Genomic DNA, 26,382 nt, shown 5'->3' on the forward strand with positions numbered 1-26,382 from the left:
TTTTAATGCTCTAATTTAATGTTATATAATTAAACAGATATAATTGTTATTATTTATCCTAAAGTCTTCCCATCTACCATAACCAATTTTCTATCTGCCATATTTGCCAAATCTTGATTGTGTGTTACGATTACAAAAGTTTGACCAAATTCATCCCTAAGTTTAAAAAATAATTGATGTAGATTTTCTGCAGCTTCACTATCTAGGTTTCCTGATGGCTCATCTGCATAAATCACCCTAGGGTTATTGATTAAAGCTCGGGCTACAGCAACACGTTGTTGCTCTCCCCCAGATAATTCTTTCGGTCTGTGATGATATCGATGTGAAAGACCTAAGAAATCAAGAAGTTCTTTAGCTCTTTTTTCTACTTGAGCTTTAGGCGTTTTTTTTATAAAAGCAGGAATACATACATTTTCTAAAGCAGTAAACTCAGGCAATAATTGATGAAACTGAAAAATAAAACCTAATAGTTCATTTCTGAATTTTGAAAGCTGTTTCTGTGATAATCCATTAATATTGGTCTTATTAATTGATAAATTACTATTCTTTGATTCACTGATATGATCCAGTGTACCTAAAATTTGTAATAAAGTAGTTTTTCCTGCTCCGGAAGCTCCTACAATAGAAACAATTTCTCCTTTTTCGATATGAAGATTAACTCCTTTTAATACATGAAGATCTCCATAGTATTTATGAATATTATCTGCTATGATCATTTGTTTTTTCAGCTTAAAAAAAGTGAAAGTAATCAATATCGTCAAAACCCCCAAGATTATCACTAAAGAAGACTGTTTTTTTAACCATTTAGCTATTTAAATGATATATTTATATAACTAAGTTTTAGTGAATAAATAGTTGAATTTCCTAAATTTGCATGCTGATCTTATTATGAGTATTTTATGTTTAGTTACTTGTAAAAAAGTAAGTTTTGTTACTATATAAAGACTAATACGAGCTAAGAAGTCACTATCTATGTTTTTTTAGTTGTATAAAATAATATTATGAATAAAGATACTAATGAAATTGCAGTATTTGCAGGGGGTTGTTTTTGGTGTACAGAAGCTGTCTTTCAGCGCTTAGAAGGGGTCTATGAGGTAGAGTCTGGGTATACTGGGGGCACTATTAAAAATCCAGCATATCGAGAAATAACTACCGGAAGAACAGGGCATGCCGAAGCGATTAAAGTTCAATATGACTCTAAGAAGATTACTTATAAAGAACTATTAGAAGTATTTTTTGCTACACATGATCCCACTACATTAAATCGTCAGGGAGCAGATCGTGGTACACAATATAGAAGTGCTATTTTTTATTTAAATGATGAACAAAAGAAAATAGCAGAACAAATTATCGAAGAACTTAAAAATGACCGTATTTTTGATAATTCTATTGTTACTGAGATAACAGAATTAGGACCATTTTATAGTGCAGAACCATATCATCAGAATTATTATAATCAAAACAGTAGTCAAGGGTACTGTCAATTTGTGATAAACCCAAAACTTAATAAATTAAATAGTACCTTTAAAAATAAATTGAGAAAAGAAATACAGGATTAATTACTATGCTATATAAAAACTTAGAAGAATATAATATAAAAGTCACTGAAGAAATAAAAGAAAAATTTGAATCTATTATAGAAGATCTAGGTGAAGATGTAAAGAGAGAAGGTATTATAAAAACTCCAGAACGAGCAGCAAAAGCGATGCAGTTTCTTACTCAAGGATATCATCAGGATCCCGCAGAAATTCTAAAAGGAGCTATGTTTAAAGAAGAATATGATGATATGGTTATTGTAAAAGATATAGAACTATATTCATTATGTGAGCATCATATGTTACCATTTTTTGGGAAAGCACATATAGCCTATATTCCTAATGGTCATATTGTAGGATTAAGTAAATTACCTAGAGTTGTCGATGTATTTGCTAGACGACTACAAGTACAAGAACGACTTACTCATGATATTTTAGAATGTATTAATACTACCTTAAAGCCAAAAGGCGTTGCCGTAGTAATTGAAGCTTCTCATATGTGTATGATGATGCGTGGAGTACAAAAGCAAAATTCTGTTACAACAACTTCAGGTTTTAGAGGCCAGTTTGAAAAGATTGAAACACGTACAGAGTTTTTGAGACTAATTACAGCTGACCTAGGATAATAAATTTTTGGAATACTCTTTGTATTATTTTTTAGTATATTAATAATAAAACTATTACTATTAAAATATGATTAAAGATAAATACAAAAAGCTTGGATTAAGTTTACTTTTTGACGGATTAGGGATGCTTACTTATGTAATTCCCGGAATTCTAGAATTTGCAGATGTAATATGGGCTCCTTTGGCAGCTTGGTTAATGACCAAAATGTATAAAGGAAATGTTGGAAAAGCAGCGGGAGTATTTACACTTGTAGAAGAAGCATTACCAGGATTAGATGTTATTCCGACATTTACTATAATGTGGGTATATACCTATGTTTTTAAAAAAGAGAATGTAAAAGATACTATTGAAGTGGATGCTTCTTAATCTTTTAAAAAACGAGCGAATCCCATTCTACGTAACATCTTTTTTTCAAAATTCCAGAAAAATTTAAATTGACCAAATATCCACCCTACTATAAGGAGTAGTACTTGATATATAGGGAATATAAGTAATATTCTTATAGGCCAGTAAATCCAACTGTTAATTCCCTTATGTAAACCTAAGATAGAAAGTATAGGATCAGAGATACGTGCAGCAGTAGAACCAGTTATAGCAAAAACTATAAAAATTGCAATGAGTTCCCATCTATAGCTAACATTCCATTTGGTTTCTAAAACACTAAAAAGTTTTAGAGTAATGAATAGGAATAGGAAAGTAAGAAATAGTATTATAGCAGATAATAAACCTATATATATACTATCAACAGGTTGATATATTGAATTTAAGAGGTATTTACTAATTAAATATGAAGAAAATAATAGGCTTGCTATTCCTAATATAGGGAATAGTAGTTGCCAATTATGTTTTATCTCCCAACGTTCCTTGAATTTTTGCATGTGGTAAAAATACAATTAAAAAGAATTTAAATCAATATCGTTGCCCTCTTGTAGCAATAAATCGTTGTCGATATTGTCGTTCAAAATATATAAAATAATTATAAAGGAGATAATTTACTTCATAACCATAATGAATAGCAGGATCATAGTTAATTTGTTGTTCATATAGCAGCGGATCAAATCGTTGTGGTTGTAACACACGTTGATTATATTCTGTAACATATATTCGATTTCTATTTTCTAGAAAAGCCTCTCCATAAAAACCTCTAGGTCTTTGAGTTACAAGCCATGAATTAAACCCTGGCTCAATAATCATAATTTCGTACTCCAGACTGTCATTTGCTATTCTTATAGTATCTGTATCAGCATCAGTAGAGGCTGTATCCATATTTTTTGTTTTTGTCGTAGCACAACTAATGATAAAAATTCCTAGAATAAATATGTAAATGAAGTTTTTCATATTTTTTAAAGATATTTAAAAAATATATATAATAATGTTGTAGAAATTATAAATTCCAAAAATCAATTTGATTATTTTCAATTTCTTGAATATCAGAAAGACTAATATCCATTTGATACATAATTAATTCTGTAAATCTATTTGTTGCAAATTGTGAATTATTTCCATTAGTATACAGTATCCCAAAACCATTAGTAGCAGTACATGGACCATTTGTATAATTACCGGTTCTAAGTATTGTGCCAGATCTTCTAATAGTTTGTACGATGTTAGCTCGGATAAAGGATAATTGTTGCCATTGATTGTTAGTATTAGCTACTGAACGAACTCCATCACAGCAAATTCCGGAATCAAAGTACATGTTATTGTTGCTCCAATTGATATGAGTAGACCATCTATTACGATTAACACCGGGTTGTCTGGTTCCAAATGAAAACTGTCCTTTAGAAGTAGTATATATAATAGTGAAAACAGAGCCATTAATTCCAGCATTTGTTAAAACCTGTATACTCGTGTTAATATCTAACCGATCATCAATACCATCTCCAAAGAAATATGGTCTAGTAAGATCTGTTATAAAACGAGGCTGAAAACTATTGGTATTTTGAATTGCATTTCTACCTAATCCACTTTGATCGTACCAAATGACTACAAATACATCTGAACCACTTCTCCATGTATCAATTGCTGCTACATCTACAATATCATTATCTGACCACCCAAAATCCTGCTCAGCATTATCACTGCTTCTTCTTAGGCGAACGAGAGGTCCATTATAATCAGATTCTAATACTCGAAAAGAAAGAGCAAAACTGATCGTAGTTAATTTAGCATCCAGAATATGAGAAGGCCTCATGGTTGGAAAATGATTGTATTGATCTATTTGACCATAACAAAGGCATGAAAAAAAAATAGGTATATAAAAGACTATTTTTTTCATGATTTTAGTTTCTTTTTAGGTCCCCTGTTATATGAAAAATGTTGGTATCTGTTGATACAATTCCAACTCCTGCGTCTAATCCAGCTGTTTTAAATCTAAGTAACCTATTTTTAATAATTACTCCTCCAGCACCAGATATTGTTACTTTTCCATTTCCAATTTGATATATACTAACATTAAAACCTATAGGAAGTCCTGCAGGAACTGTTAAGGTAATATCTGTAGTACTATCGAAAGTTAAAATATTTCTGTTGTCAGACTCTATAAGAGTATAGTTTCCTATTTTGGGTAATACAGATGGAGATTCAAGTAGTTCTTTCCATTCAGTTCCATTAAATTGAAATACTTTTTTTTTGACCGTATCAAATATCAAAACACCTTCTTTTATTGTAGCTGTTGGAATACTATTTATGTTTGTAGTTGTTGCCTCTGGTAATCCTAGTAGGGCATTGGCATCAATTTGAGCAATAGTAGCAGTAGTATATAGAAATAGTACTAAGATTAGTAGGTTTTTCATAATGGGGATAGTTGGTTAAAACAAAAGCTTACTAAATTTTTAGTAAGCTTTTGTTGAACTTAAATCTAAAGTTAATAAAAGTTATTTTATTTTCCAAATAAACCTCCTAATAGACCACCAAGTCCTCCTTTTTTACCACTACCACTTAATAACATTCCTGCAACATCATCAAGTATACTTCCATCTCCATCAGCATCTAAAAAAGATTCTATTAGTGATTGCTGTTGTGAACCTTTAGCTCCTCCAGACATTGTTCCTAATAAGTCTGATAATCCATTAGTATCATTTACATTGTTTTGTGAAGCTTGTTTTCCTAAGACTCCCATTAATATAGGAGCGGCAACTTTAAGGATTTGTGCAACAGAGCTTGCATCAATTCCTGATTTTTGACTTAGAGCATTTTCTACTGCAGGTTGTTTACCTCCAAGAATATGACCTAAAATACCTGCTCCATCATTAGTAACACTTTGATCAACTCCTCCTTCAAATAAACCTCCTAAGTTATCTAGAATCCCTCCATTATGTTTTCCTGTTATTGCTCCTAATAATCCAGAAGCACCTTCTGGTGTAGATGCATTACGCTGCATAGCTCCCATTAATACAGGCATTGCCATACTTAATAAACTACCAGTTTTATCGGTAGATTGCCCTGTTTGTGAGCTTACGCCGTTAATAATTTGTTTACCCATTGGGCTATTTAATAGATCTAAAATTCCAGACATAGCTAATATTATTTTTTATGAACCTAAATTTACATTTTTAATACTAGAATTTAAACTCTAAAATAATTTTATTTTAGTAAAAAAAAGGTGAAAAACCATTTAGTAGGATGAAAAGCAAAAAAAACTCCATTTTAAATCATTAAAATGGAGTTTAAGAAGTATTTGGTAATACTTACACTACTATATTTTAGAATTATTAATTAGTTTAGTATTTGAATAATCTGTTCAGCTAGTTCTTGACCTATACGATCTTGAGCTTCTCCTGTAGCAGCACCAATGTGAGGTGTTAGCGATATTTTATTATTCATCAGTACTTTGATTGCAGGATTAGGTTCATTTTCGAATACATCAAGACCTGCAAATCCTAATTTTCCATTTTCTAAAGCTTCTACTAGTGCTACTTCGTCAATTACACCACCACGAGCAGCATTAATAACTCCTGCACCATCTTTCATCTGTTCAATTTCAGGTTTTCCTATTACATACTCTTTTTGTGCAGGGACATGTAATGTGAAGAAGTCTGAATTTTTAAGAACTTCTTCTTTAGATATTGTTTTAATTTTGAAATTAAGTGATTGTCCGTCAAAGAATTCTAAAGGAATTTCTATTTCATCGATAAACGGATCATATGCAATAACATTCATACCAACTCCAATAGCAATTTTTGCAGTAGCTTGTCCTATACGTCCGATACCAATTACTCCAAGGGTTTTACCTCTTAACTCGATACCACTTCCGTATGCTTTTTTCAGGTTTTTAAATTTACTATCTCCTTCTAAAGGCATATTACGATTGGAGTCATGTAAAAAACGTACGCTACCATATAAATGAGCAAAAACAAGTTCTGCTACAGATCCAGAGGATGCGGCAGGAGTATTAATTACATGCAATCCTTTTTCACGAGCATAAGCAACATCAATATTATCCATCCCTACACCACCACGACCAATGATCTTAAGAGAAGGGCAGTTATCAATGATATCAGTTCTCACCTTGGTAGCACTACGGACTAATAGTACAGAAATTTCATTTTCATTAATATAATTGACTAACTGATCTTGTGCAACTGTAGTTGTCAAAACTTCGAATCCTTTTTTTTCTAAAGCTTCAATTCCGCTTTGGGATACCCCGTCGTTTGCTAATACTTTCATTGTGTAAATAAATCTTAAGTTTTAATTTTAAATCCTCTATGGAGTTATGCTTTTCGTTCTAAATCACTCATTACATCTACAAGAGTTGCAACACTTTCTAAGCTTAATGCATTATACATACTGGCTCTATATCCTCCAACACTGCGGTGACCATTAATTCCATTAATACCTGCCTCTTTCCACATAGCATCAAAAGTTTCTTTAAGATCTTCATTAACTAAAGTAAAAGTAGCATTCATATTAGAACGGTCTTCTTTAGCAGCAAATCCTTTGAATAGAGGATTTAGATCAATTTCAGAATAAATAAGATTAGCCTTTTTTTCATTCAATTCTTCTATAGCAGTAATTCCGCCATACTTTTTTAGCCATCTTAATGTTAGCATAGAAGTATAAACTGGAAAAACAGGAGGAGTATTAAACATACTTGCTTTATTGATATGAACTTGATAATCTAACATAGAAGGAATTTGTCGTTCTATTTTACCTAGGATATCTTCTTTTATAACGACAAGAGTAGTACCTGCAGGTCCCATATTTTTTTGAGCTCCAGCATAGATCAAACTAAATTTTGAAAAATCTAATTGTCTAGAAAATATATCACTACTCATGTCACATACTAAGTTAGTAGTGGTAGAAGGAAAGTTTTTTAATTGTGTTCCATAAATTGTATTATTGCTAGTAAGATGTAAGTAATCTAAACCTTTAGGGATATCAAGATCTTTAGGGATAAAATTAAAATTAGCATCTTTAGAAGAAGCAACTTCGATTACTTCTCCAAAAAATTTAGCTTCCTTGATAGCTTTATCACTCCAAGCACCTGTATTTAAATATCCTGCTTTAGTTTGTAATAAATTATAAGCAACCATTAAAAATTGAGAACTAGCACCTCCTTGAAGAAATAAAGCTTTATATCCTTTGCCTTCAAGCCCTAATAATTCTAAAGCTAGGGTGCGAGCTTCTTCCATAACATCAACAAAATCTTTACTACGATGTGAGATTTCTAGAATAGAAAGTCCAGAGTTGTTAAAATCTAATATTGCTTGTGATGCTTCTTTAAATACCTCTTGCGGTAAAATACAAGGTCCAGCGCTAAAATTATGCTTTTTCATTGTGCTACTATTTATTGTTTTTTAATGCTCTCATGGAATCTTTAATAATTAAAACTAATCTCATATACTTATGTTATAAGCCATCTTAATCATGTAAGTTTCATCAGTAGTTTTATTGTTAAATATAATAATATACTTTATTGTTTTCTTCCTTTATAAAAAGTGAAAGAAAGACAACACAAAGGTGCTAATAATCTCATACAAATATATTGTCAAAATGATAAAATATTTAATTAATTTTTGCTAAAAACTTAATAATGTCTATACCATCTGCATAATCTGAAAGTTGAGGGTTTTGAGTTTGACCAAATTCAATACATTCTGGTATAAAAAGATCTCCAACAATACATTGAATTTTTTCTTTGTCACTTTCTAATTTTTCAGACAGAGTAGTTATAGAATCATACGTTTCATAAAATAGTGAGGCAATTGGAGAAGCGTAGCTTTGATCTTCTTTAAGTATTAAAAAACCGTTTTCTAACAGTTTATAATTACTCATTAGATATACAGCTTTATTATAATCATAATTATTAGCATATTTTGCACTATTCATAATATCATGATAGGGGTACATAGCTTTAAAAAATGATTCGAAATTATAATCTTTAGGTATCATTATCTTGGATACACTTCTACATCCTAAACCGTAATATCTAAAAATATCTTCTCCTAGAGCTTCAAGTTGCTCTGTAGTCTCATTTCCTGTTAATACAGCAATAGAGTTTCTATTTTTGCGAATAATATTGGGCACTTTACCAAAATAATATTCAAAATATCTAGAAGTGTTATTACTACCTGTAGCAATTATTGCATCAAAGTTTTTAAATCTTTCTGAAGTAAATGTAATTCGATTCTTAAATCGAGGTTCTATAGCTATTAGATATGAAGCTAAAAATGGTAACAATTGGTTATCATCAGAAGATTGTTTTATCAAAACAAAATGCCCAGAAATTAATACAGACAAAAAATCATGAAACCCGACTAAAGGGATATTTCCTGCCATAATGATACCAATAGTTTTGGCTTGAGTTTTTTCTAATGAATATGGAGATAACCAATCAATTAGGTTTTTTTCAGTAAGAGCATTGCTCCATTGTTGTATTGAAAAAATTACATTTTCTTCTGTAAACCAACCATTATAATGTACTGCAGTACTCATCTTTTGAATCATTTTATCAAAAAAATCATCAGTATATTCTATAGTGTTAACTTTCTCATAACCAGTGTTTTTGAATTGGCTCAGGAACTTTCCTAATTTAGAAAAAGCTTTAATACGATCATTTAATAACATTTCTTATTTGTTTATCACTAGTTTAGGAGTTATTTTTGTACCGCAAATTTAGAATAAAAAAGAGCTATGGCAATTATAATAACCGATGAATGTATAAACTGTGGTGCTTGTGAACCAGAATGTCCAAATACTGCTATTTATGAGGGTGCTGATGATTGGAGATATTCAGATGGTACAGATTTAGAGGGAGGAGTGATTCTTCCTGGAGGTAAAGAAGCAAATGCAGATGAGGCTCAGGAGCCTATTAGTGATGAAGTATATTATATTGTACCAGATAAATGTACTGAGTGTAAAGGTTTTCATGAAGAACCACAATGTGCAGCTGTATGTCCTGTAGATTGTTGTGTCCCTGATGAAGATATTGTGGAAACAGAAGAATTTTTATTAGAAAAGCAAGCTTTTATGCATAAATAGTAGGATAGTAATACTATATGTAATATAAAATAGAGACTGCTTGAAAAGGCGGTCTTTTTTATGCTCCTTTTTTAAAATTTAGTATTTTCGCTTTACATACAACCTCAAATTTAAACTATTGAATGATGAAAAAAAATGTGTTTTTTATTCTTTTTGCAATACTTTCTATTGCATCTTATGGGCAATATCGCTGGGAAGTCTCAGCAGGGGCTACTTTTTCTAAACTAAATCTTGATAATGTTGAAACTACCGGAGGAGCTGGTTTTTTTGTGAATGCTGGATATGGTTATGTTTTAGGAGTTAGAGCAAGAACAAGTATTGTTTTTTCTGTAGATCTTTTACAACGTACTAGTAAAATAGATGAGGGAAAAGTGTTTAGCGTTGGTGATCAGACTTTTGGGAGTAATTCTAAAGTAGATATCAAAACATTACAAATAGGTTTTACTCCAAAATTTAGGTATTTAACGGGTGAAGGAAAAGATAGATTTCGAGGTTTTGTTAATGTAGGTCCTTCTTTTAGAGTGAATACAAAATTTGAAGTAGGAGAGGTAGAGTTAAAAGGAGATGCCTACGAAAAGTTAATTGTAGGAGGAGTATACGGTGCTGGTTTTTCTCAGATGATAGGAGAAATGTTTGATATAATGGCAGAAGTTGGAGTTATGAATGATTTTGTAGATAATATTAATAATATTGATAGTAAATTTTTTGATATATATGCGCGAGTAGGTATTCGATTTAGGATATACGATTCTCGAAGGTAATAAACGTATCAAATATACTTTACTAAAAAAAATCCTGCTGTAGTATAGCAGGATTTTTTTATAAGCGGAATATATACACTTAAATTATTCTATTTGTATTCCATTAAAGCATCTCGATACTCTTTTAAATCAGATATATTCATTCTATTTTTTAAGCTTTTTGTAAGCGAAATTAAATATTTAAGGCTTTCTATAGGATCTACAGCAACTTCATTGTTAGTTGTTAACTCTGTATTCTCCTCATCATCTATAGGTTCATCATCAGGGATAGGTATAAGAAACGAATTGTTTTTTTCTATATGTTCATAAGTATACCTAAGAACTTTAACAACTAGGGGGATTTGCTCTTCTAGAGCATAAGATCTTAATGTTTTGATATCTTCAATTAATATATCTGTATTGATACCTGTTTTTTCCAGATCTTCCAGAATTTTATCGACTAATTTTATTGCTTTTTTATTTTCCAAAAGGGTAATATTATATGGATGATTAACTTGTAATTATTGCAAATTTAATTTTTTCTTGAATTATTAAAAATCAATTAAGGTTATTTATTTTTATAAAAAAAGAATGATTCCAAATTTAAGTAAAACTAAAGACTTTAAGACATTTATTTAGCACTTGTTAAAAGTATTGTTTCTATTTTGATTTTAATAAGATGCTATAAAATATTAATAGATAAATAAGAAGGGGAATAAAAATATTTTACAATGACCATTTATACATGAATATTACAGAAAAATTAAAATAATTAAAGAAATTATAGAGTATATAATGAGATAAATATGGGGATATTTCCTCAATAGATCATGAAAAAAGTATTATAAAATGACTTATTTTACTAAAAGAAGCTGTTTTATTTCTTTTAGTGAATGTTAGTAATATTTTTTTTAAAAGACATAAAATCACCCCTGTTTATAAGGGTTTTTGGATTTTTTAGGTATTAAGATATAGTAGTTTTGGATTGTATTTAGCATAATTTAACAATTATGTGTTTTTAATAATAATTATTTGTTTTTCAGCTGTTTATAGTGTGTTAGGTATGTTTTTGATAGTATTCCGGCTAAAGTTTGAGGTAAAACCGTAACCGCATATGCCCAAAACCTCTTTATCTTTGAAAAGTATTCCAATTACAATTTTTCCCTTACTTTTTTTGTTTTCCCCAACACTTACCTCCTTAATATTAAGGAGGTAAGTTCTTCTAATATAATACTGTAATTTCATTTTGTTTACTATTTGATACTTACTTTTATAACCTAAAAATGCAAACTGTCATAGTATACACTTAGTTTATAGGTGCGTATAGGGTTATTTTAGATATAAAAAGTAGTTGTGATTTATGATTCCTATAAAAAGAATGCTAGTTATCTTTATTAGCTAATAATACAATTTCATAATCAGAACTGATAGTTATGGAATCATTATGTACTTTGGTTTCGCTACCTGAATATTGATCTATTAATATAGTACCCTCAGAAAAAATAGGTTTAACCTTAATGCTTTTTTTTCCCTTGGGAAGGTTTAATCCTATGATTACTTTATCAAAAATTCCATTTCGATCATATTCTCTTGAAAATATATATGGTTTTTCTGATAGTATTTGATGTCTTCCAGCTCCTATAGAAATGTGATTCTTTCTAAAAACTCCTAATTTTTGCCAATGACTTAATAAAAGTTTAGTGTCATTATTATGCGATGTGTTCCAATCCATATTAGATATTAGGGTAGGAGGCTCTTTTGCTTCTTTACTATCTAAAAGCCTACCGACTTCATTTCCATAGTATATTTGTGATATACCAGGAGTCAATATTAGTTTGATAGCAGACTCATACGCTTTGCTCCGGTTTTTATCAAAAAGAGCTCTATCATTATGGTAACTTATATAATTTACAACACTTTTACCGATTAAATTTGTATATAAAACCGTACTATATTTGCTAAATAATTTTTCATAATCATATTGTGTGGCATCATATTTAAACTGAAAATTAACCATACTGTCAATACCGTAAGCAAAATAATCTATTTTACGATCTTCAAAATTATAATATCGTTTATTCTTAATACTATATCCATATAGTTCACCGAGAATATAAAATTCATTATCATCAAGTACTTTATCAGCGTTTTTTGATTTCCATTCTATAAAAGCCAATTTTGATTGTTCAGCAAGAGTATTCCAGCTACTTTCTTCAACATGTTTTACATTCTTTATTCTATATCCATCGATTCCTAGTTCTCTTATATAATCTGTTAGCCATTTAATGATATAATTTTTTGGAGACCTTTTTAGTCTTGTTTTGTTAAAAAAAGTATCAATTTCTGCAAGCTCAATTTCTAATCTCTCTTCAGACTTCCATTTATCAAGTAGTATTTTTGGGAGAGCTACATTTTCATTACTTTCGGTTTTTATATCAGGTAATTTTTTTCCTAAAGAGCAAGAAATAGTATTGGTATAATCTTTTTGATTGCATTCTTGAGAAGTTCGCACCCAACTATCCGGCCAAACGGGGTCTTTACTTGTTACTGGACCCGTATGATTCATTACAACATCCATAATAATTCGGATGCCATTATTATGAGCAGTTTCTATCAATTGTTTAAAATCATTATAAGTACCAAAATTAGGATCTACTTTTGTCCAGTCTTTGATCCAATATCCATGAAAAGCATAGGTGTTTTCTGTTCCTTCTTTTATGTTTTCGTGTATTTGTTCTACTACAGGATTAAAGCCTATAGCATTTACACCTAATTTTTTAAAATATCCATCTTCTATTTTCTGAATAATACCTTTTATATCTCCGCCTTCAAAACCTTTTAATTTCGGTGTTTTTTTAGTTCTACCTAAAACAATATCATTATTAGGATCTCCATTTTTGAATCTATCGATTAGTAAAAAATATAGATTAGCCGCTTCCCAAGTAAATAGGCTATCATCTATAGTACTTGGCTTTTTACTATTATATTCATGTAAGTTCTCTTGATCTGTTTTTGATTCATTTTTGCATGAAATCGTTATGAATATGAGTAAAAGCATATAGGTTTTAAGAGCACTTTTCATAAAAATCTAAAGATTTTAAATAGAGTAAATCTATAAAAAGTCTTCTTAATAGAAGTATAAGAAATTCCTAAATCTGTAAAAATAATCCTACTATAAAATTACTTTTATTTCTACTATAACTTAACAATAAAGAATTGATGCACTTATTTTTTTATTCTTTTGTAAAAATAATGTTCCTTTGAGGTCAAAATTATACAAATGATTAAATTTAGAGCTTGGATTTCTGCAGCACGTTTGCGTACATTACCTTTATCTGTTTCAGGAATATTGGTTGGATCAGCTCAGGGTTATCAAGATTTTTTAACAACAACTATTTTTTGGTTGGCTATTGTAACTACTTTAGGTTTACAAATTTTATCTAATTTTGCTAATGATTATGGTGATGGAGTAAAAGGAACAGATAATGAGGATAGAGTAGGGCCACAACGAGCTTTACAAAGCGGAATTATTTCTAAAAAAGAAATGTTTATAGGGATTGTATTTACAGCAGTATTAACATTGCTATTTGCAATAGCTTTAATATATACTTCTTTTGGAAGAGAGTATTTTTTATATTCTGTAGCATTCTTTATCTTAGGTTTAGCAGCTATTATTGCGGCAATTAAATATACTATGGGTAGCTCTGCTTATGGATATCGAGGATTAGGAGATATATTCGTATTTATATTTTTTGGATTAGTTAGCGTTATAGGATGTTACTTTTTGTTTACAAAGAAATTAGATTTCATTGTTTTTTTTCCAGCAATAACAATAGGATTGCTAAGTGCTACGGTATTAAACCTTAATAACATGAGAGATCATAATAATGATAAAAATTCAGGAAAGAATACGCTTGTGGTAAAATTAGGAATTCTTAAAGCTAGAATATATCATTTTTCTCTATTGATAATCGCTATGACATCCATGCTGGTTTATCTTTTTTTTACATATAAAAGCCCTATAAATTTATTGTTTTTAGTAGCATATATACCGTTAGTTTTACATATTAGAAACGTTCTTAAAATTAATATTCCTGAATTATTAGATCCAGAACTTAAAAAAGTAGCTTTAACCACATTTTTATTATCTATTTTATTTTGTATTGGTCAGGTATTATAGTTTAGGACACTATTATTTTCTAGATCGGATGATATTATAAAAAAAATGATTAGATAAGTACTATGTTATAAATATATAGAAAGAATTGAATATTGACTTTTATAATAGATGTTTTATTTTTTTTTGAATTGTATATCTTTATTGCACCTTATTTTTGTTTAATGATTAACTCCTAAATTATATTTTAACATGAAAATTACTTTTTACGGACATAATACTTTGTTAATTGAAACTAGAGGTGTTTATGTTTTGGTAGATCCTTTCATTTCAGGAAACCCTTTATCAAAGGATAAAATAACTATAGATACTATTAAAGCAGATTATATTTTACTTACTCATGCACATCAAGATCATGTTCTTGATGCAGAAGCTATAGCCAAAAATAATAAAGCAATACTTGTTTCTAATTATGAAATAGCTATGCATTATCAGAATCTAGGTATAGAAGTACATCCAATGAATCATGGAGGAGCTTGGGATTTTAAATTTGGAAAAGTAAAATATGTCAATGCGATACACACCAGTAGTTTTGCTGATGGAACTTATGGAGGTCAACCAGGAGGATTTATTATTGAAGGAGATGATAAAACTATCTATATTGCAGGAGATACAGCATTAACAATGGATATGAAACTAATACCATTAAGAAATACTATAGATCTTGCTATTTTACCTATAGGTGATAACTTTACAATGGGAGTCGATGATGCTATTATAGCAAGTGATTTTGTAGTATGTAATAAAGTATTAGGAGTACATTATGATACTTTTGGGTATATTGAAATTGATCATAATGAGGCTAAACAAAAATTTCTTGATAAGGGTAAAGATCTTATATTATTAGAAATAGGTCAAAATATAATAATATAATGAATGCCAAATATTATAAGCATATTTTAAAATTTAAAAGACCAAGTGGTACCTCTAGAGGAGTATTAAAAACTAAAGAAACATGGTTTATTGTAATTTTTGATCAAGATAAGAAAGGAATAGGAGAATGTGGTATTCTTAGAACATTAAGCATAGATGATCGCCCAGATTATGAAGAAAAATTAAAATGGACTTGTGAGAATATACATTTAGGAGTTGATAAATTATGGGATGAACTTATAGCATTTCCTAGTATTCAATTTGGAGTAGAAATGGCATTTAAATCTTTGGATAGCGTTTCTCCTTTTTTATTGTTTCCATCTAATTTTACTGAGGGCAAAAAAAGTATTGCAATTAATGGATTGATATGGATGGGAGATAAAGAATTTATGAGAGTACAAATAGCAGATAAATTAAATGAAGGTTTCAATTGTATAAAAATGAAAATTGGAGCTATTGATTTTAAAACAGAATTAGAATTATTATCTTATATAAGGTCTCAGTTCTCTTCTGATATTGTCGAATTAAGAGTTGATGCTAATGGTGCTTTTACTTCTGAAGATGCAATATCTAAATTAAAAAGTCTTTCTGCCTATGACTTGCATAGCATAGAACAACCCATACGACAAGGTCAATACGTAGAAATGACAAAATTATGTAAAAACACTCCACTGCCTATAGCATTAGATGAAGAGTTAATAGGTGTTTTTAATGTAACGGATAAGAAAAAATTACTACAAACCATACAACCACAATTTATAATTTTAAAACCAAGTTTAATAGGAGGTTTTAAGGGAACTAAAGAATGGATTGATATTGCAGAATCATTAGATATAGGATGGTGGATTACTAGTGCATTAGAGAGTAATGTAGGTTTGAACGCTATTGCACAATACACCTATACATTACAAAATGAAATGCCTCAAGGTTTGGGGACAGGAGGATTGTATACTAATAATTATGATTCTCCTTTACTAGTTAGACAAGGAAGCTTAATATATGATTCAAAACAAGAATGGGTAGTTGATTATTTAAATTAATATAAAGATATAGATGTATATTATACAAGGGAAACAAGGAAAATTAGGAATGTGGAAGTACTTGCCAATTCCAATAATGTTTATTGGATTAATGCTAGCTAATTATTTACTAATAAAAACATTAGAAATTGATGTTAGTGCGCTTATGAAGGAAGAAATTCTAAATAAAGGAAAGAACCGTGTTTTTGCAGAAAATATGGCGCTTTTTGTTTTTTTATTAGCAGGGTTGCTGTTTTGGGTACGTTATATACATAAACAGAGCCTTTTATCCCTGACCACTAGTAGAAAAAAAATAGATTGGGGACGTGTATTTTTTGTATTTTCTTTAATGGCTTCATTTATTATAATCTCTACACTAATAGGTTATTTTGTAACTCCTGAGAATTATCAAATTAATTTTAAACCTATTCCATTTTTGATTCTTGCAATTATAGCGCTAATATTAGTTCCTATACAGACGAGTTTTGAAGAATATTTATTTAGAGGATATCTTATGCAAGGACTAGGATTAGCGATTAAGAATAAGTGGCTTCCTTTGGTTGTGACATCAATACTTTTTGGGGTAATGCATGCGGCAAATCCTGAGGTTGAAAAATTAGGACCACTACTTATGGTATATTATATAGGTACTGGTTTTTTTTTAGGAATACTTACTTTAATGGATGAGGGAATGGAATTAGCTCTTGGTTTTCATGCAGCTAATAACTTAATAACGGTACTTTTGGTAACAGCAGATTGGACAGCACTTCAAACCAACTCTATATTTATTGACGTTTCAGACCCAAGTGCAGGGTATGAAATATTAATACCAGTATTTGTTATTTTTCCTATTTTTCTATTCATTTTAGCAAAAAAATATCAATGGGTTGAATGGAATAAAAAACTTTTTGGAACTATAGTGATTCATGAAAATAAGAAAGAGATAACAAAAGAATAATAGAGTCTTTACATATGGATAACCTATGAATATGATAGAAAATTGAAATTTGAATATGCAAACTACTAATACATTTTCTATTCCCGAAATACACCAAAGTTTTTCTATAAACAAGAACACTTTGGATAAAGAAGGAGTAAAATATTTTGCCTATAATTTCATTAAGGAAGGGGAAGTGTATGAACAAGAAGCAGGGAGTTTTTTATTAGATTGGGTAGATGAAAAAGATTATATAGTAGTACAAACTTCTGGTTCTACAGGTAAACCAAAAAAAATAAAAGTGTTTAAGAAACACATGATTAATAGTGCAATAGCTACAGGAAAATTCTTTAAGTTAGACGAAAATACTACAGCACTTTTATGCGTGCCAGCTAATTATATTGCAGGAAAAATGATGCTTGTAAGAGCTATGGTGTTAGGTTGGAAAATAGATTTAGTGCCTCCTAAGACGAACCCTTTAGATACAGTGTATAAGCAATATGATTTTTGTGCAATGGTACCTTTACAATTAGACAATTCTCTAAATAGACTTCATTTAATCAAAAAATTGATAGTAGGAGGAGGAGCGGTTTCTGAAAATTTGAAAGAAATGGTGCAAGGCTTTAAAACCAAAATTTTTGAAACTTATGGGATGACAGAAACAGTATCTCATATTGCTGCCAGAAGAATAAACCCAAAAAAGAAAGATAAAAAAGATGCTCGTTATTTTAAAGCATTACCCAATATAACATTAAGTGTAGATAGTAGGAATTGTTTAGTTATTAAAGCACCTCAATTAAACGATGAAACGATTATTACAAATGATGTTGTAGAGCTTAAGACTTACAAAAAATTTATATGGAAAGGTCGCTATGATAATGTGATTAATAGTGGGGGGATCAAACTGTATCCAGAAGAGATAGAAATTAAATTACAATTATTGATAGGACATCGCTTTTTTATTACTAGTATTCCAGATGATGCTCTTGGAGATAAAGTAATTTTGATTATCGAACGAGACTATGATGAAACTGCAGCTTTAACTCTTAATGAAGGTATACATAGTTTAGCAACTTTGGATAAATATGAAATTCCTAAAGAAATTTATTTCTTACCTCAATTTATCGTTACGGACAATGGTAAAATACAGAGAATTAAAACATTAGAACTAGCTATGAGTTCTACACATTAGTTTTTTTATAAATCATGTACCATCAAATTAATAACTATTCTGTAGCATAATTCACTCAATAAAGAGTACTTATCCTACTGTCCGTATAGTTGATTTAAAGTAGCAACATCATCACCAGTAAATCTAGGAGTTCTTCCATCTATACATGCTCTCATAAATGAATCATCATCAGTAGAGGTCGGAGTTTTCCATATGTAATATGTTCCATAGTTTGCAGTATCAGAATTAAGATTGGTATTAGTGTTAACATTCCAATCTTTTCTAGAGTCTTCTTCCCCAAAAGTAATGCAGCTTTTTCTGTTTTTCCAATCAGAGTGTCTTAGACCTATGGTGTGTCCTAATTCATGTAATATCAGTGATTTAATAAGGTTGTTGGATGTGCCTGACTTATTTAAAACATCAGTATTTATTTGGATTATACTTCCAGGGTTTCCATAGCCATCAGGAAATTGAGCTTGTCCTAAACCATTAATCCCTGATTTCATATATACAGTAATATCTGCTATTGAAGGATTATAAACTCTTTTAAACTTTATATTGAGGTCTAAAGTATTATATTCATTAATAGCAAAATTTAATCCATCTTCAACAAAAGGAATAAGATTATCTCCATATACATGTATTATAGGTTTTTTTACCAAATACAAAGCCTTATATTCCTTTTTTTCAAACCCTTTCATGTTTTCGATATTTTTGATAGTCGATAATAACTGATTTTTATCAAAAATCATATCGTCGACCTGTATCGTTTTATTAGTAATACTGATATTGCCTTCATTTAACCCAAAAACTTTAACTTTATGTAGTATAGATGCTTCTTGTGTACTGCTTGATTGAAGATTTTTTTCACAAAAAGAAGTGACGAAAGTTAAAATCAATAACGAGGAAATTCTAATGACATTTAAGAATGATTTTCTCATAATAATAATTTTGTGTGAATATATAAGTTTGGTATAAGTAAGATTGATAAAAAGGCGTGTTGTAACCTTTTTTTTAAAAATATTTTATAGTATTAATTCAACCTATTATCATAATGAAATATTACAATTAGTTTTTACGTTGTTTTTCTAATGATGAGATGAAGATTGGTGAATAAATCTCTTCAAGTTTTATTTATTAAAACTATAAAATAGGTGAAAAGGATGATTTAACTATATATTAGGTGTTTTTGACGCAACTATTATTAGTATTATAGCATCTACTTACCATATTAACTATTAATATAAAGACATGAGGCATTTGGTTTACATATTAGTTTTATTTACAATTTTAAGTTGTAGTGGAGATGATGATACTGTTCTGATCTCATCTAATCTAGAAGGAGTATGGAACTTAACAAATATTTCAGGAGGATTTGTAGGTATTAATAAAGATTTTAAAAAAGGTATTATTACTTGGGATTTTAATGAAGCTAATAAAACTGTAAAAATTACGAATAAAGACCTAGACAACCAATATGGTCTATTATCACCAGGAACTTATACCTATAAAATGGTTAAAAAAGAAGATAAAGAAGAATTAGTAATCAATGATATGATTATAAGTTATTTTAAGCGTGTTACTACTAGTAAGTTTATAATTGATGAAGAACCAATTGATGGTTTTAGATATATATTTGAACGTTGATAGTCTTTTTTATGTGTATGCTAACTCTGTAATAGTATAGGGGAAAAACCCCCTATAAGTTTTAGTTAAAATCCCCTGATAGTGTATTGTTCTTATCAATACCTTTGATATCGCACAAAACACACTCACTATTATGAAACAATTTATATTACCTATAGCACTTATTTCTTTTGCTGTGATATGTCTAGGGATTGTTCACATCGATAATGTTAATAAACTAGATGCTCAATCAAATAAATTAAGAAAAAAACATAACATAGAAAAACAATCTAATGGTTCTTTAATGATTGTTCCAAAAACAAAATGAAGAGCAAAAAAAGATTCACTTAGGGTTGATCAATAAAAAGAGTTTTAAGTTCTGGAGTTGGTATCATACAGCTTTCTTTTTTACCAAACCATTTGTATCTATTTTTAGCAATAATATCGTAAATCCAATCTCTGAAAAAAACAGGAAAAATTAAGAAAACAGAAAGTAAGGGATACATGCCAGACAGCTGTTTTGCAATATGCAGAGCGGCTGTTGATTTATAAAAATATGCAATTTTTGGGTCTATCAATACTATAGAATCTAATTTTGAGGAATCTATATTTCTTTCAGAAATTAGTTTTTGACCAATTTTACTTTGCAATGAAGCATATCTGAAAATATCTTTTTTATCATGTCTAATGATAAAATTAATGGCACTATTACATAAATTACAAACACCATCAAACAGTATAATTTTTTTTCCTTCTTCAATCATAATACAAAGATAATAATGAATTATGATATGTAAATAAAGAGTGTGATAAAAGAATTATTTTGCTATTACAGAATTAATGACTTCTTGCGTTGTGATCTGCAGATTTTTAGGTAGTTTATTATCCTTAGGTAAAACGGCTAAATAACGATCATTATTAGAATCATAAACCTGTTTTAAAATAGGATCATCTAGTTCTAAAGTATCGCAAATCTCTTTTATTAAATCCATATGATAAATTAAATCAGTACTTCCTAAATGAAAAATCCCTTTTTTATTTCTATTAATGATATAGTGTAGCTGTTGTGTTAGTTTTAATATAGATGTTATATTGATAATTACATTAGGGAAAACTTCGATAGGAACTTTAAGGTTATAGAGGTTTTTAATTTCTTGCAATCTGGGAGTTGCAGCACCGTATATCATTGGTACTCGAGCTATAACATATTTATTTGTAGGGAGTCTCATCAATGCATTTTCAATTTTGATTTTAAATCTCCCAAAAACACTATCGCTAAATGTTTTATCATATTCATATGATGGATAATTACTAAAAGAATCAAATACATTTGCACTAGAGATAAAAATAAGTCTACATTTATGTTTTTGAATCCATTGTATTACTCGGTGATGTGCATCTAATTGAGAATTAAAATTACCTCTAAGTGCTGTAATTATAATAGTAGGTTTTAAATTATCTAATAGAATAGAAATATCTTCCAATTGCATATCATATTGAAAAAATTTTTGATTTTTTTCAAAGAAGGTATTATCAGTACAATATGTTCCATAGGTATCAAAATATGAATTAAGTTCTTTATATAGTGCATTACCTATAAAGCCACTCGCTCCTATGATTAAAATTTTTTTCAAAATTAATTATATAAAAAAGTTAAGTTTCAGTACGATGATAATACTGAAACTTAATGATACTATTTTTATTGTAAAACTATCCTTTATAGAAAGGCAATTTTATGACAGTTGCAGGAACAGCCTTTTTACGAACCTGTATATTTATTTTACTTCCGGGTTTTGCAAAAATAGCAGGAACATATCCTAATCCAATTCCTTTTCCTAAAGAAGGAGACATTGTACCTGATGTTACAACTCCTATAGTATTGCCGTTACCATCCACTATATCATAATCATGACGGGGAATACCTCGTTCATCTAATTCAAAACCTATCAATTTTCGTTCTATACCACGCTCTTTTTCTTTTGCTAAAGCTTCTGCGTTAATAAAATCTTTTGAAAACTTAGTAACCCATCCTAACCCAGCTTCAATCGGAGAAGTAGTATCATTTATGTCATTACCATAAAGGCAATATCCCATCTCTAAACGTAATGTGTCTCTAGCTGCTAAGCCAACTGGTTTAATATCGTATGCTGCTCCAGCTTTGAGTACGTTATTCCAAATTTGTTGTACTTCAGAATTTTTGCAGTAAATCTCAAAACCACCACTACCTGTATATCCTGTTGCAGAAATAATGACATTATCTATACCTGCAAAATCAGAGACTTCAAAAGTGTAAAATTTCATAGCTTCTAAATCAACAGAAGTTAATGATTGCATCGCAGCCGAAGCTTTAGGACCTTGAATAGCTAATAGAGAATATTCTGCGGATAAATCGCGCATGTCTGCATTCATTGTATTGTGACTACTGATCCAGTCCCAATCCTTTTGTATATTAGATGCATTTACAACCAGAAGATACTTCTCATCTTCAATTTTATAAACAATTAAGTCATCTACAATTCCTCCTTTATCATTTGGTAAATAACTATATTGTGCTTTTCCATTTATTAATTTAGAAGCGTCATTAGAGGTAACCTTTTGTATAAGATCCAATGCATTAGCACCTGTTATAAGGAATTCACCCATGTGCGATACATCAAAAACACCAACACCTTTTCGGACTGTTTCATGTTCTATATTAACACCTTCGTAAGACACAGGCATATTAAATCCTGCAAAAGGAACCATTTTGGCTCCCAAAGAGGTGTGAGTTTCGGTTAGAGCAGTATTTTGCATAAATGAGATATTTATAAGTGTTATCAAATTGATGCCGAATGTAAAAAACTTTATTCTGGTATACAATGCTTTTGTATAATAAAAGAAGAAAATAAGCCTATAGATTCACAATAATACATACGATATCAAGTTTGATTACTTCCAATTATCAAATAATATTATGATATTTGCCACTCACTAATTTAATATAGGTATATCAGTATTTTTACATAACAATAATAGTACAACAAAATCATAATATTTGCTGTAATGCATATTGTTTATTTTAATTATTGTATTGTAATAATTACATTCACAAATCATTATGAAATATTACTCTTTTCTTATTTTTATTATAACCTATAAATTATTTCCTTTTGATATATGTAATAATATAACTTTTAAAACAGAAAAAAACCTTGATGTAGTTATTAATACTAACAAAAAGAAAAGTTTGTATATTAAGTCTAATAATAAAAGATTATCAAAAGAACTCTTTCTATCATTGGATAATCTGGTACAAAATTCTATTAGAGGTAATATTAAAAGTGAAGATGGTTCTGTTTTACCTGGAGTTACTGTATTAGTTAAAAACTCTAATATAGGCTCTTTGACAGATTTTGATGGGAATTATGAAATAAAAGCAAGCCAAGGAGATGTTTTAGTTTTTTCATATGTTGGTTTTGAAACCAAAGAAATTATAATTTCTAATACTACAACTATAAATCTAGTCTTAAAAGAAGATATTAATACTTTAGAAGAGGTTATTATAACAGGTTACGGAACTCAAAAAAAGGAAAGATTAACAGGAGCAGCTCAAAATTTGAAATTAAAAGTAATTACAGCAGTACCAAGAGCAGATCTACAAGAAAGCCTTCAAGGAAATATAGCAGGAGTACAAGTAGCTTCTAATAGTGGGCAACCAGGAGCATCTCCAGATGTAAGAATACGTGGTATTGGCTCATTCGAATCTGCATTTCCATTATATGTAATAGATGGCTTTCAAACTACAGATGGAAAAGTTATTACTTCGCTTAATCCAAATGATATTAAAGCAATCTCTGTACTAAAAGATGCTTCAGCTACTTCGATTTATGGAGTAAGAGGAGCTAATGGAGTGATTGTTATTGAAACCAAATCAGGAGTGTCTGGTAAAACTCAAATATCTTATAGTACACAATCAGGATTTTCTTCTTCCACAATTGCAAAACGTTTTAAACCCCTTAATACTTCAGAGTTACAAGAATTATTAATAGAAGGAGTTTTAAATGCTGGTATTGAAAATAATAATAAAAATGCTCTTAATTATTTAGTTGATAGAGGTTTTAACCCTAATATTAATACTGATTGGTATGATTTAAATACTCAAAATGGGATATATCAACAACATAATATTTCTATAAAAGGAGGTTCTGATAAGACAAGATTCTATCTTTCAGGAGGATATTTTAATCAAGAAGGGATTATCAAGAATACTCAGTTAGAACGTATGAATACTAGGCTAAAGATAGATCATGAGTTTACTGATAAGATAAAGTTTGATGCTACTATTGCATATACCAAATCAATAGCTAAAGTACGACCAGGTGCAGGTAAGTTTGCGAATCCTGTACGAGCTATATATAGAATTCGCCCTGATATATCCCCTTTTAATAAGGATGGCACATTTAATTTTAGCTTTAACTCAACTCATAACCCAGTTGCACAAGCAAAAGAAGAGATCAGAAAAAATAGTACCTATAGAATATTAGCCGGAGCAGGATTATCATATAAATTAACAGAACAGTTCTCTTTAGAATCTTTGATTAATATGAATCAAGCATTCCAAGATGAATTTACACGATTACCTTCTGGGTTTGGAGATGGTATGCCTACAGGTAGAGGAGAGCAAGATTCTGATTTTTTATTTTCATGGTTGTTTAGAAACTTAGTGCGATATTCTATAGATAAGAAAAAGAGTAGTTTAAATGCTTTTGGAGGATATGAGTTACAAAAAACCAGAAATAAATTTAGTGACCTTACTGTAGAGAATATTCCTGACGGATTAGAAGATTTAGCTAATGGTAGTACACCTACTGTAGCAAAAACTAAAAAGAAACAAAACGGTCTAAATTCTATATTTCTTAATGCAGAATATTCATATGATAATACCTATTTGATGAGTGCATCAATACGTCGTGATGGTTCTTCGAAATTTAGCGATAGTAATAAATATGGAATATTTTGGTCCTTTGGCTTAGGATGGAATATTGCCAATGAATCTTTTATGAATTCAATAGGTTTTATAAATACTCTAAAAATAAGATCTAGTTATGGGATAAACGGTAATGACCCCGAAACAGGAGTATTTGATTTATTTAAAGTTAATACTTATGATGGAGATCCAGGATTGTTTTTTGAATCCGTAGGAAATCCTAATATTAAATGGGAGTTAAATAAAGCATTTAATATTGGTCTAGATTATGCCTTCTTTACTAATAGGATACATGGTAGTATTGATTGGTATATCAGAAAAACAACAGATCTTTTAAGAGAAAAACCCATTCCTGCAGCTAATGGAGATGGAGGGAATACTATAGCAGAAAATATAGGTTCTATGCAAAATACAGGAATAGAAATCAATATTACAACACGGAATGTGGTTTCTAGTAAAAGAGGGGTTAATTGGACAACAAACTTTAATTTTTCGACCAATAAGAATGAAATCAAAAAGTTAAATAGTACAGGGAAACCCATTATAAGAGCGACTAGCATAATTACAGAGGGAGAAGATATAAGAACGTTTTACCTCCCTAAATATGCAGGAGTTGATCCTACAAATGGAAAAGCATTATGGTATATAGATGATAGTAGAACTCAGGTAACGTCTAATTATAAAGAAGCAAAACAAGTAATTATAGGTAATGCCACTCCTGATTTTTATGCAGGTCTTAGAAATACATTTTCATATAGAGGAGTTACACTAGATTTTCAGTTTTATACAGCATGGGGAGGGTTGGTATATGATCCTTGGAGTACATTTACTAATAGTGATGGATCTAGAAAGCTTTCGTCTACAGGAAATGTAAGTCGTGGAACTTATGAAAGACGGTGGCAAAAACCTGGAGATGTTACAGATGTGCCCGCTTTTATATATGGAAACAGACAATCAGGAAGTTCTTCTCAACGATCTAGTAGATTTGTGTATGATGGGAGTTATATACGATTAAGAGAAGTCACATTATCTTATGATTTACCAACTGTTTCAATACAAAAATTAGGTCTTTCTAATGCACGTGTGTATATCAAAGGAAATAATTTGTATACCTACATTAAAGACGATCGATTAGAGAAAGATCCAGAAGCAGGATCTAAAGGCAGATTAAATCAAGAAATCCCAATTTCGAGCACATTATTCTTAGGATTAGATATTACATTTTAAAT

General features: G+C 29.8%; 28 protein-coding genes. 13 read left to right on the plus strand and 15 right to left on the minus strand.

Annotation, left to right across the window (positions count from 1 at the left end):
• Positions 1–53: 53 nt before the first annotated feature.
• Positions 54–716: an ABC transporter ATP-binding protein gene (locus N456_RS13385; protein WP_062058002.1), complete on the minus strand. Its 663-nt coding sequence runs from the start codon at positions 714–716 to the stop codon at positions 54–56.
• Positions 717–1,001: 285 nt separating this feature from the next.
• Here N456_RS13385 and msrA point away from each other — a divergent pair, with 285 nt between their 5' ends.
• From msrA to N456_RS13400, 3 genes are all read left to right on the plus strand, one after another.
• A complete protein-coding gene (gene msrA, locus N456_RS13390; RefSeq protein WP_062058005.1) occupies positions 1,002–1,559 on the plus strand; it encodes a peptide-methionine (S)-S-oxide reductase MsrA in 558 nt (185 codons plus the stop codon).
• Between the two features lie 5 nt (positions 1,560–1,564).
• Positions 1,565–2,161, plus strand: a complete 597-nt coding sequence (folE, locus tag N456_RS13395; protein WP_062058008.1) for a GTP cyclohydrolase I FolE — start codon at positions 1,565–1,567, stop codon at positions 2,159–2,161.
• Positions 2,162–2,228: 67 nt separating this feature from the next.
• Positions 2,229–2,528: a hypothetical protein gene (locus N456_RS13400; RefSeq protein ID WP_062058011.1), complete on the plus strand. Its 300-nt coding sequence runs from the start codon at positions 2,229–2,231 to the stop codon at positions 2,526–2,528.
• On the opposite strand, the gene N456_RS13405 is transcribed toward N456_RS13400, so the two are convergent.
• The 8 genes from N456_RS13405 to N456_RS13440 all read right to left on the minus strand — a co-directional run bounded on the left by N456_RS13405 (position 2,525) and on the right by N456_RS13440 (position 9,230).
• A complete protein-coding gene (locus N456_RS13405; RefSeq protein ID WP_062058014.1) occupies positions 2,525–3,040 on the minus strand; it encodes a DUF6787 family protein in 516 nt (171 codons plus the stop codon). The genes N456_RS13400 and N456_RS13405 overlap by 4 nt on opposite strands.
• Before the next feature lie 31 nt (positions 3,041–3,071).
• Positions 3,072–3,500: a DUF6146 family protein gene (locus N456_RS13410; RefSeq protein ID WP_062058017.1), complete on the minus strand. Its 429-nt coding sequence runs from the start codon at positions 3,498–3,500 to the stop codon at positions 3,072–3,074.
• 46 nt (positions 3,501–3,546) lie between these two features.
• A complete protein-coding gene (locus N456_RS13415) occupies positions 3,547–4,440 on the minus strand; it encodes an arabinofuranosidase catalytic domain-containing protein (RefSeq protein WP_062058020.1) in 894 nt (297 codons plus the stop codon).
• A gap of 4 nt (positions 4,441–4,444) precedes the next feature.
• Entirely contained in the window at positions 4,445–4,957 is a 513-nt protein-coding gene (locus N456_RS13420) for a hypothetical protein (protein ID WP_062058023.1), read from the minus strand.
• 86 nt (positions 4,958–5,043) lie between these two features.
• The gene (locus N456_RS13425) at positions 5,044–5,679 is read right to left on the minus strand and encodes a DUF937 domain-containing protein (protein ID WP_062058026.1); all 636 of its coding nucleotides are present in this window, start codon (positions 5,677–5,679) and stop codon (positions 5,044–5,046) included.
• A gap of 200 nt (positions 5,680–5,879) precedes the next feature.
• Positions 5,880–6,830, minus strand: coding sequence for a D-2-hydroxyacid dehydrogenase (locus N456_RS13430; protein ID WP_062058029.1), 951 nt, complete (start codon positions 6,828–6,830; stop codon positions 5,880–5,882).
• Between the two features lie 44 nt (positions 6,831–6,874).
• A complete protein-coding gene (serC, locus tag N456_RS13435; protein WP_062058032.1) occupies positions 6,875–7,939 on the minus strand; it encodes a 3-phosphoserine/phosphohydroxythreonine transaminase in 1,065 nt (354 codons plus the stop codon).
• Positions 7,940–8,168: 229 nt separating this feature from the next.
• On the minus strand, positions 8,169–9,230 hold the full coding sequence (locus N456_RS13440) for an acyl-CoA reductase (RefSeq protein ID WP_062058035.1): 1,062 nt from the start codon (positions 9,228–9,230) through the stop codon (positions 8,169–8,171).
• Between the two features lie 66 nt (positions 9,231–9,296).
• Here N456_RS13440 and N456_RS13445 point away from each other — a divergent pair, with 66 nt between their 5' ends.
• Both N456_RS13445 and N456_RS13450 read left to right on the plus strand, forming a co-directional pair.
• Positions 9,297–9,644, plus strand: a complete 348-nt coding sequence (locus N456_RS13445) for a 4Fe-4S dicluster domain-containing protein (RefSeq protein WP_062058038.1) — start codon at positions 9,297–9,299, stop codon at positions 9,642–9,644.
• Positions 9,645–9,769: 125 nt separating this feature from the next.
• Positions 9,770–10,405, plus strand: coding sequence for an outer membrane beta-barrel protein (locus N456_RS13450; RefSeq protein WP_062058042.1), 636 nt, complete (start codon positions 9,770–9,772; stop codon positions 10,403–10,405).
• A gap of 89 nt (positions 10,406–10,494) precedes the next feature.
• Here the strand turns inward: N456_RS13450 and N456_RS13455 are convergent, their stop codons facing one another.
• On the minus strand, positions 10,495–10,872 hold the full coding sequence (locus tag N456_RS13455; RefSeq protein WP_062058045.1) for a hypothetical protein: 378 nt from the start codon (positions 10,870–10,872) through the stop codon (positions 10,495–10,497).
• Between the two features lie 893 nt (positions 10,873–11,765).
• Positions 11,766–13,466, minus strand: a complete 1,701-nt coding sequence (locus N456_RS13465; protein ID WP_062058050.1) for an alpha-amylase family glycosyl hydrolase — start codon at positions 13,464–13,466, stop codon at positions 11,766–11,768.
• 198 nt (positions 13,467–13,664) lie between these two features.
• Between N456_RS13465 and menA the strand changes: the two genes are divergently transcribed.
• The 5 genes from menA to N456_RS13490 all read left to right on the plus strand — a co-directional run bounded on the left by menA (position 13,665) and on the right by N456_RS13490 (position 18,582).
• Positions 13,665–14,564 carry a 1,4-dihydroxy-2-naphthoate octaprenyltransferase gene (gene menA / locus N456_RS13470; protein WP_062058053.1) on the plus strand — a complete coding sequence of 300 codons (900 nt, stop codon included), beginning with the start codon at positions 13,665–13,667 and terminating at the stop codon, positions 14,562–14,564.
• Positions 14,565–14,753: 189 nt separating this feature from the next.
• Entirely contained in the window at positions 14,754–15,434 is a 681-nt protein-coding gene (locus N456_RS13475; protein WP_062058057.1) for a metal-dependent hydrolase, read from the plus strand.
• Positions 15,434–16,474 (plus strand): o-succinylbenzoate synthase, encoded by a 1,041-nt coding sequence (locus N456_RS13480; protein ID WP_062058060.1) that lies wholly within the window; start codon positions 15,434–15,436, stop codon positions 16,472–16,474. The genes N456_RS13475 and N456_RS13480 overlap by 1 nt, the downstream gene beginning before the upstream one ends.
• A 13-nt stretch (positions 16,475–16,487) precedes the next feature.
• A complete protein-coding gene (locus N456_RS13485) occupies positions 16,488–17,411 on the plus strand; it encodes a CPBP family intramembrane glutamic endopeptidase (protein ID WP_062058063.1) in 924 nt (307 codons plus the stop codon).
• Positions 17,412–17,466: 55 nt separating this feature from the next.
• Positions 17,467–18,582: an AMP-binding protein gene (locus tag N456_RS13490; RefSeq protein WP_062058066.1), complete on the plus strand. Its 1,116-nt coding sequence runs from the start codon at positions 17,467–17,469 to the stop codon at positions 18,580–18,582.
• A gap of 74 nt (positions 18,583–18,656) precedes the next feature.
• On the opposite strand, the gene N456_RS13495 is transcribed toward N456_RS13490, so the two are convergent.
• A complete protein-coding gene (locus tag N456_RS13495; RefSeq protein WP_082422532.1) occupies positions 18,657–19,502 on the minus strand; it encodes a M57 family metalloprotease in 846 nt (281 codons plus the stop codon).
• Positions 19,503–19,821: 319 nt separating this feature from the next.
• Between N456_RS13495 and N456_RS13500 the strand changes: the two genes are divergently transcribed.
• Positions 19,822–20,208, plus strand: a complete 387-nt coding sequence (locus tag N456_RS13500; RefSeq protein WP_148639326.1) for a hypothetical protein — start codon at positions 19,822–19,824, stop codon at positions 20,206–20,208.
• Between the two features lie 133 nt (positions 20,209–20,341).
• Positions 20,342–20,515 carry a hypothetical protein gene (locus N456_RS24500; RefSeq protein ID WP_158447891.1) on the plus strand — a complete coding sequence of 58 codons (174 nt, stop codon included), beginning with the start codon at positions 20,342–20,344 and terminating at the stop codon, positions 20,513–20,515.
• 19 nt (positions 20,516–20,534) lie between these two features.
• Here the strand turns inward: N456_RS24500 and N456_RS13505 are convergent, their stop codons facing one another.
• From N456_RS13505 to gcvT, 3 genes are all read right to left on the minus strand, one after another.
• Positions 20,535–20,951 (minus strand): thiol-disulfide oxidoreductase DCC family protein, encoded by a 417-nt coding sequence (locus tag N456_RS13505; RefSeq protein WP_062058074.1) that lies wholly within the window; start codon positions 20,949–20,951, stop codon positions 20,535–20,537.
• Positions 20,952–21,005: 54 nt separating this feature from the next.
• Positions 21,006–21,821 (minus strand): sugar nucleotide-binding protein, encoded by an 816-nt coding sequence (locus N456_RS13510; protein ID WP_062058078.1) that lies wholly within the window; start codon positions 21,819–21,821, stop codon positions 21,006–21,008.
• Between the two features lie 76 nt (positions 21,822–21,897).
• On the minus strand, positions 21,898–22,980 hold the full coding sequence (gcvT, locus tag N456_RS13515; RefSeq protein ID WP_062058081.1) for a glycine cleavage system aminomethyltransferase GcvT: 1,083 nt from the start codon (positions 22,978–22,980) through the stop codon (positions 21,898–21,900).
• 304 nt (positions 22,981–23,284) lie between these two features.
• Between gcvT and N456_RS13520 the strand changes: the two genes are divergently transcribed.
• Entirely contained in the window at positions 23,285–26,380 is a 3,096-nt protein-coding gene (locus tag N456_RS13520) for a SusC/RagA family TonB-linked outer membrane protein (protein WP_062058084.1), read from the plus strand.
• Positions 26,381–26,382: the final 2 nt, after the last annotated feature.

The sequence above is a fragment of the Aquimarina longa SW024 genome (assembly GCF_001401755.1).
Classification (GTDB): Bacteria; Bacteroidota; Bacteroidia; order Flavobacteriales; family Flavobacteriaceae; genus Aquimarina; species Aquimarina longa.

Excerpts from the sequence above, each read along its gene's own strand:
- N456_RS13385 (WP_062058002.1), bottom strand. The coding sequence starts at position 716 with ATGATCATAGCAGATAATATTCATAAATACTATGGAGATCTTCATGTA.
- msrA (WP_062058005.1), top strand. The coding sequence starts at position 1,002 with ATGAATAAAGATACTAATGAAATTGCAGTATTTGCAGGGGGTTGTTTT.
- folE (WP_062058008.1), top strand. The coding sequence starts at position 1,565 with ATGCTATATAAAAACTTAGAAGAATATAATATAAAAGTCACTGAAGAA.
- N456_RS13400 (WP_062058011.1), top strand. The coding sequence starts at position 2,229 with ATGATTAAAGATAAATACAAAAAGCTTGGATTAAGTTTACTTTTTGAC.
- N456_RS13405 (WP_062058014.1), bottom strand. The coding sequence starts at position 3,040 with ATGCAAAAATTCAAGGAACGTTGGGAGATAAAACATAATTGGCAACTA.
- N456_RS13410 (WP_062058017.1), bottom strand. The coding sequence starts at position 3,500 with ATGAAAAACTTCATTTACATATTTATTCTAGGAATTTTTATCATTAGT.
- N456_RS13415 (WP_062058020.1), bottom strand. The coding sequence starts at position 4,440 with ATGAAAAAAATAGTCTTTTATATACCTATTTTTTTTTCATGCCTTTGT.
- N456_RS13420 (WP_062058023.1), bottom strand. The coding sequence starts at position 4,957 with ATGAAAAACCTACTAATCTTAGTACTATTTCTATATACTACTGCTACT.
- N456_RS13425 (WP_062058026.1), bottom strand. The coding sequence starts at position 5,679 with ATGTCTGGAATTTTAGATCTATTAAATAGCCCAATGGGTAAACAAATT.
- N456_RS13430 (WP_062058029.1), bottom strand. The coding sequence starts at position 6,830 with ATGAAAGTATTAGCAAACGACGGGGTATCCCAAAGCGGAATTGAAGCT.
- serC (WP_062058032.1), bottom strand. The coding sequence starts at position 7,939 with ATGAAAAAGCATAATTTTAGCGCTGGACCTTGTATTTTACCGCAAGAG.
- N456_RS13440 (WP_062058035.1), bottom strand. The coding sequence starts at position 9,230 with ATGTTATTAAATGATCGTATTAAAGCTTTTTCTAAATTAGGAAAGTTC.
- N456_RS13445 (WP_062058038.1), top strand. The coding sequence starts at position 9,297 with ATGGCAATTATAATAACCGATGAATGTATAAACTGTGGTGCTTGTGAA.
- N456_RS13450 (WP_062058042.1), top strand. The coding sequence starts at position 9,770 with ATGAAAAAAAATGTGTTTTTTATTCTTTTTGCAATACTTTCTATTGCA.
- N456_RS13465 (WP_062058050.1), bottom strand. The coding sequence starts at position 13,466 with ATGAAAAGTGCTCTTAAAACCTATATGCTTTTACTCATATTCATAACG.
- menA (WP_062058053.1), top strand. The coding sequence starts at position 13,665 with ATGATTAAATTTAGAGCTTGGATTTCTGCAGCACGTTTGCGTACATTA.
- N456_RS13475 (WP_062058057.1), top strand. The coding sequence starts at position 14,754 with ATGAAAATTACTTTTTACGGACATAATACTTTGTTAATTGAAACTAGA.
- N456_RS13480 (WP_062058060.1), top strand. The coding sequence starts at position 15,434 with ATGAATGCCAAATATTATAAGCATATTTTAAAATTTAAAAGACCAAGT.
- N456_RS13485 (WP_062058063.1), top strand. The coding sequence starts at position 16,488 with ATGTATATTATACAAGGGAAACAAGGAAAATTAGGAATGTGGAAGTAC.
- N456_RS13490 (WP_062058066.1), top strand. The coding sequence starts at position 17,467 with ATGCAAACTACTAATACATTTTCTATTCCCGAAATACACCAAAGTTTT.
- N456_RS13495 (WP_082422532.1), bottom strand. The coding sequence starts at position 19,502 with ATGAGAAAATCATTCTTAAATGTCATTAGAATTTCCTCGTTATTGATT.
- N456_RS24500 (WP_158447891.1), top strand. The coding sequence starts at position 20,342 with ATGAAACAATTTATATTACCTATAGCACTTATTTCTTTTGCTGTGATA.
- N456_RS13505 (WP_062058074.1), bottom strand. The coding sequence starts at position 20,951 with ATGATTGAAGAAGGAAAAAAAATTATACTGTTTGATGGTGTTTGTAAT.
- gcvT (WP_062058081.1), bottom strand. The coding sequence starts at position 22,980 with ATGCAAAATACTGCTCTAACCGAAACTCACACCTCTTTGGGAGCCAAA.
- N456_RS13520 (WP_062058084.1), top strand. The coding sequence starts at position 23,285 with ATGAAATATTACTCTTTTCTTATTTTTATTATAACCTATAAATTATTT.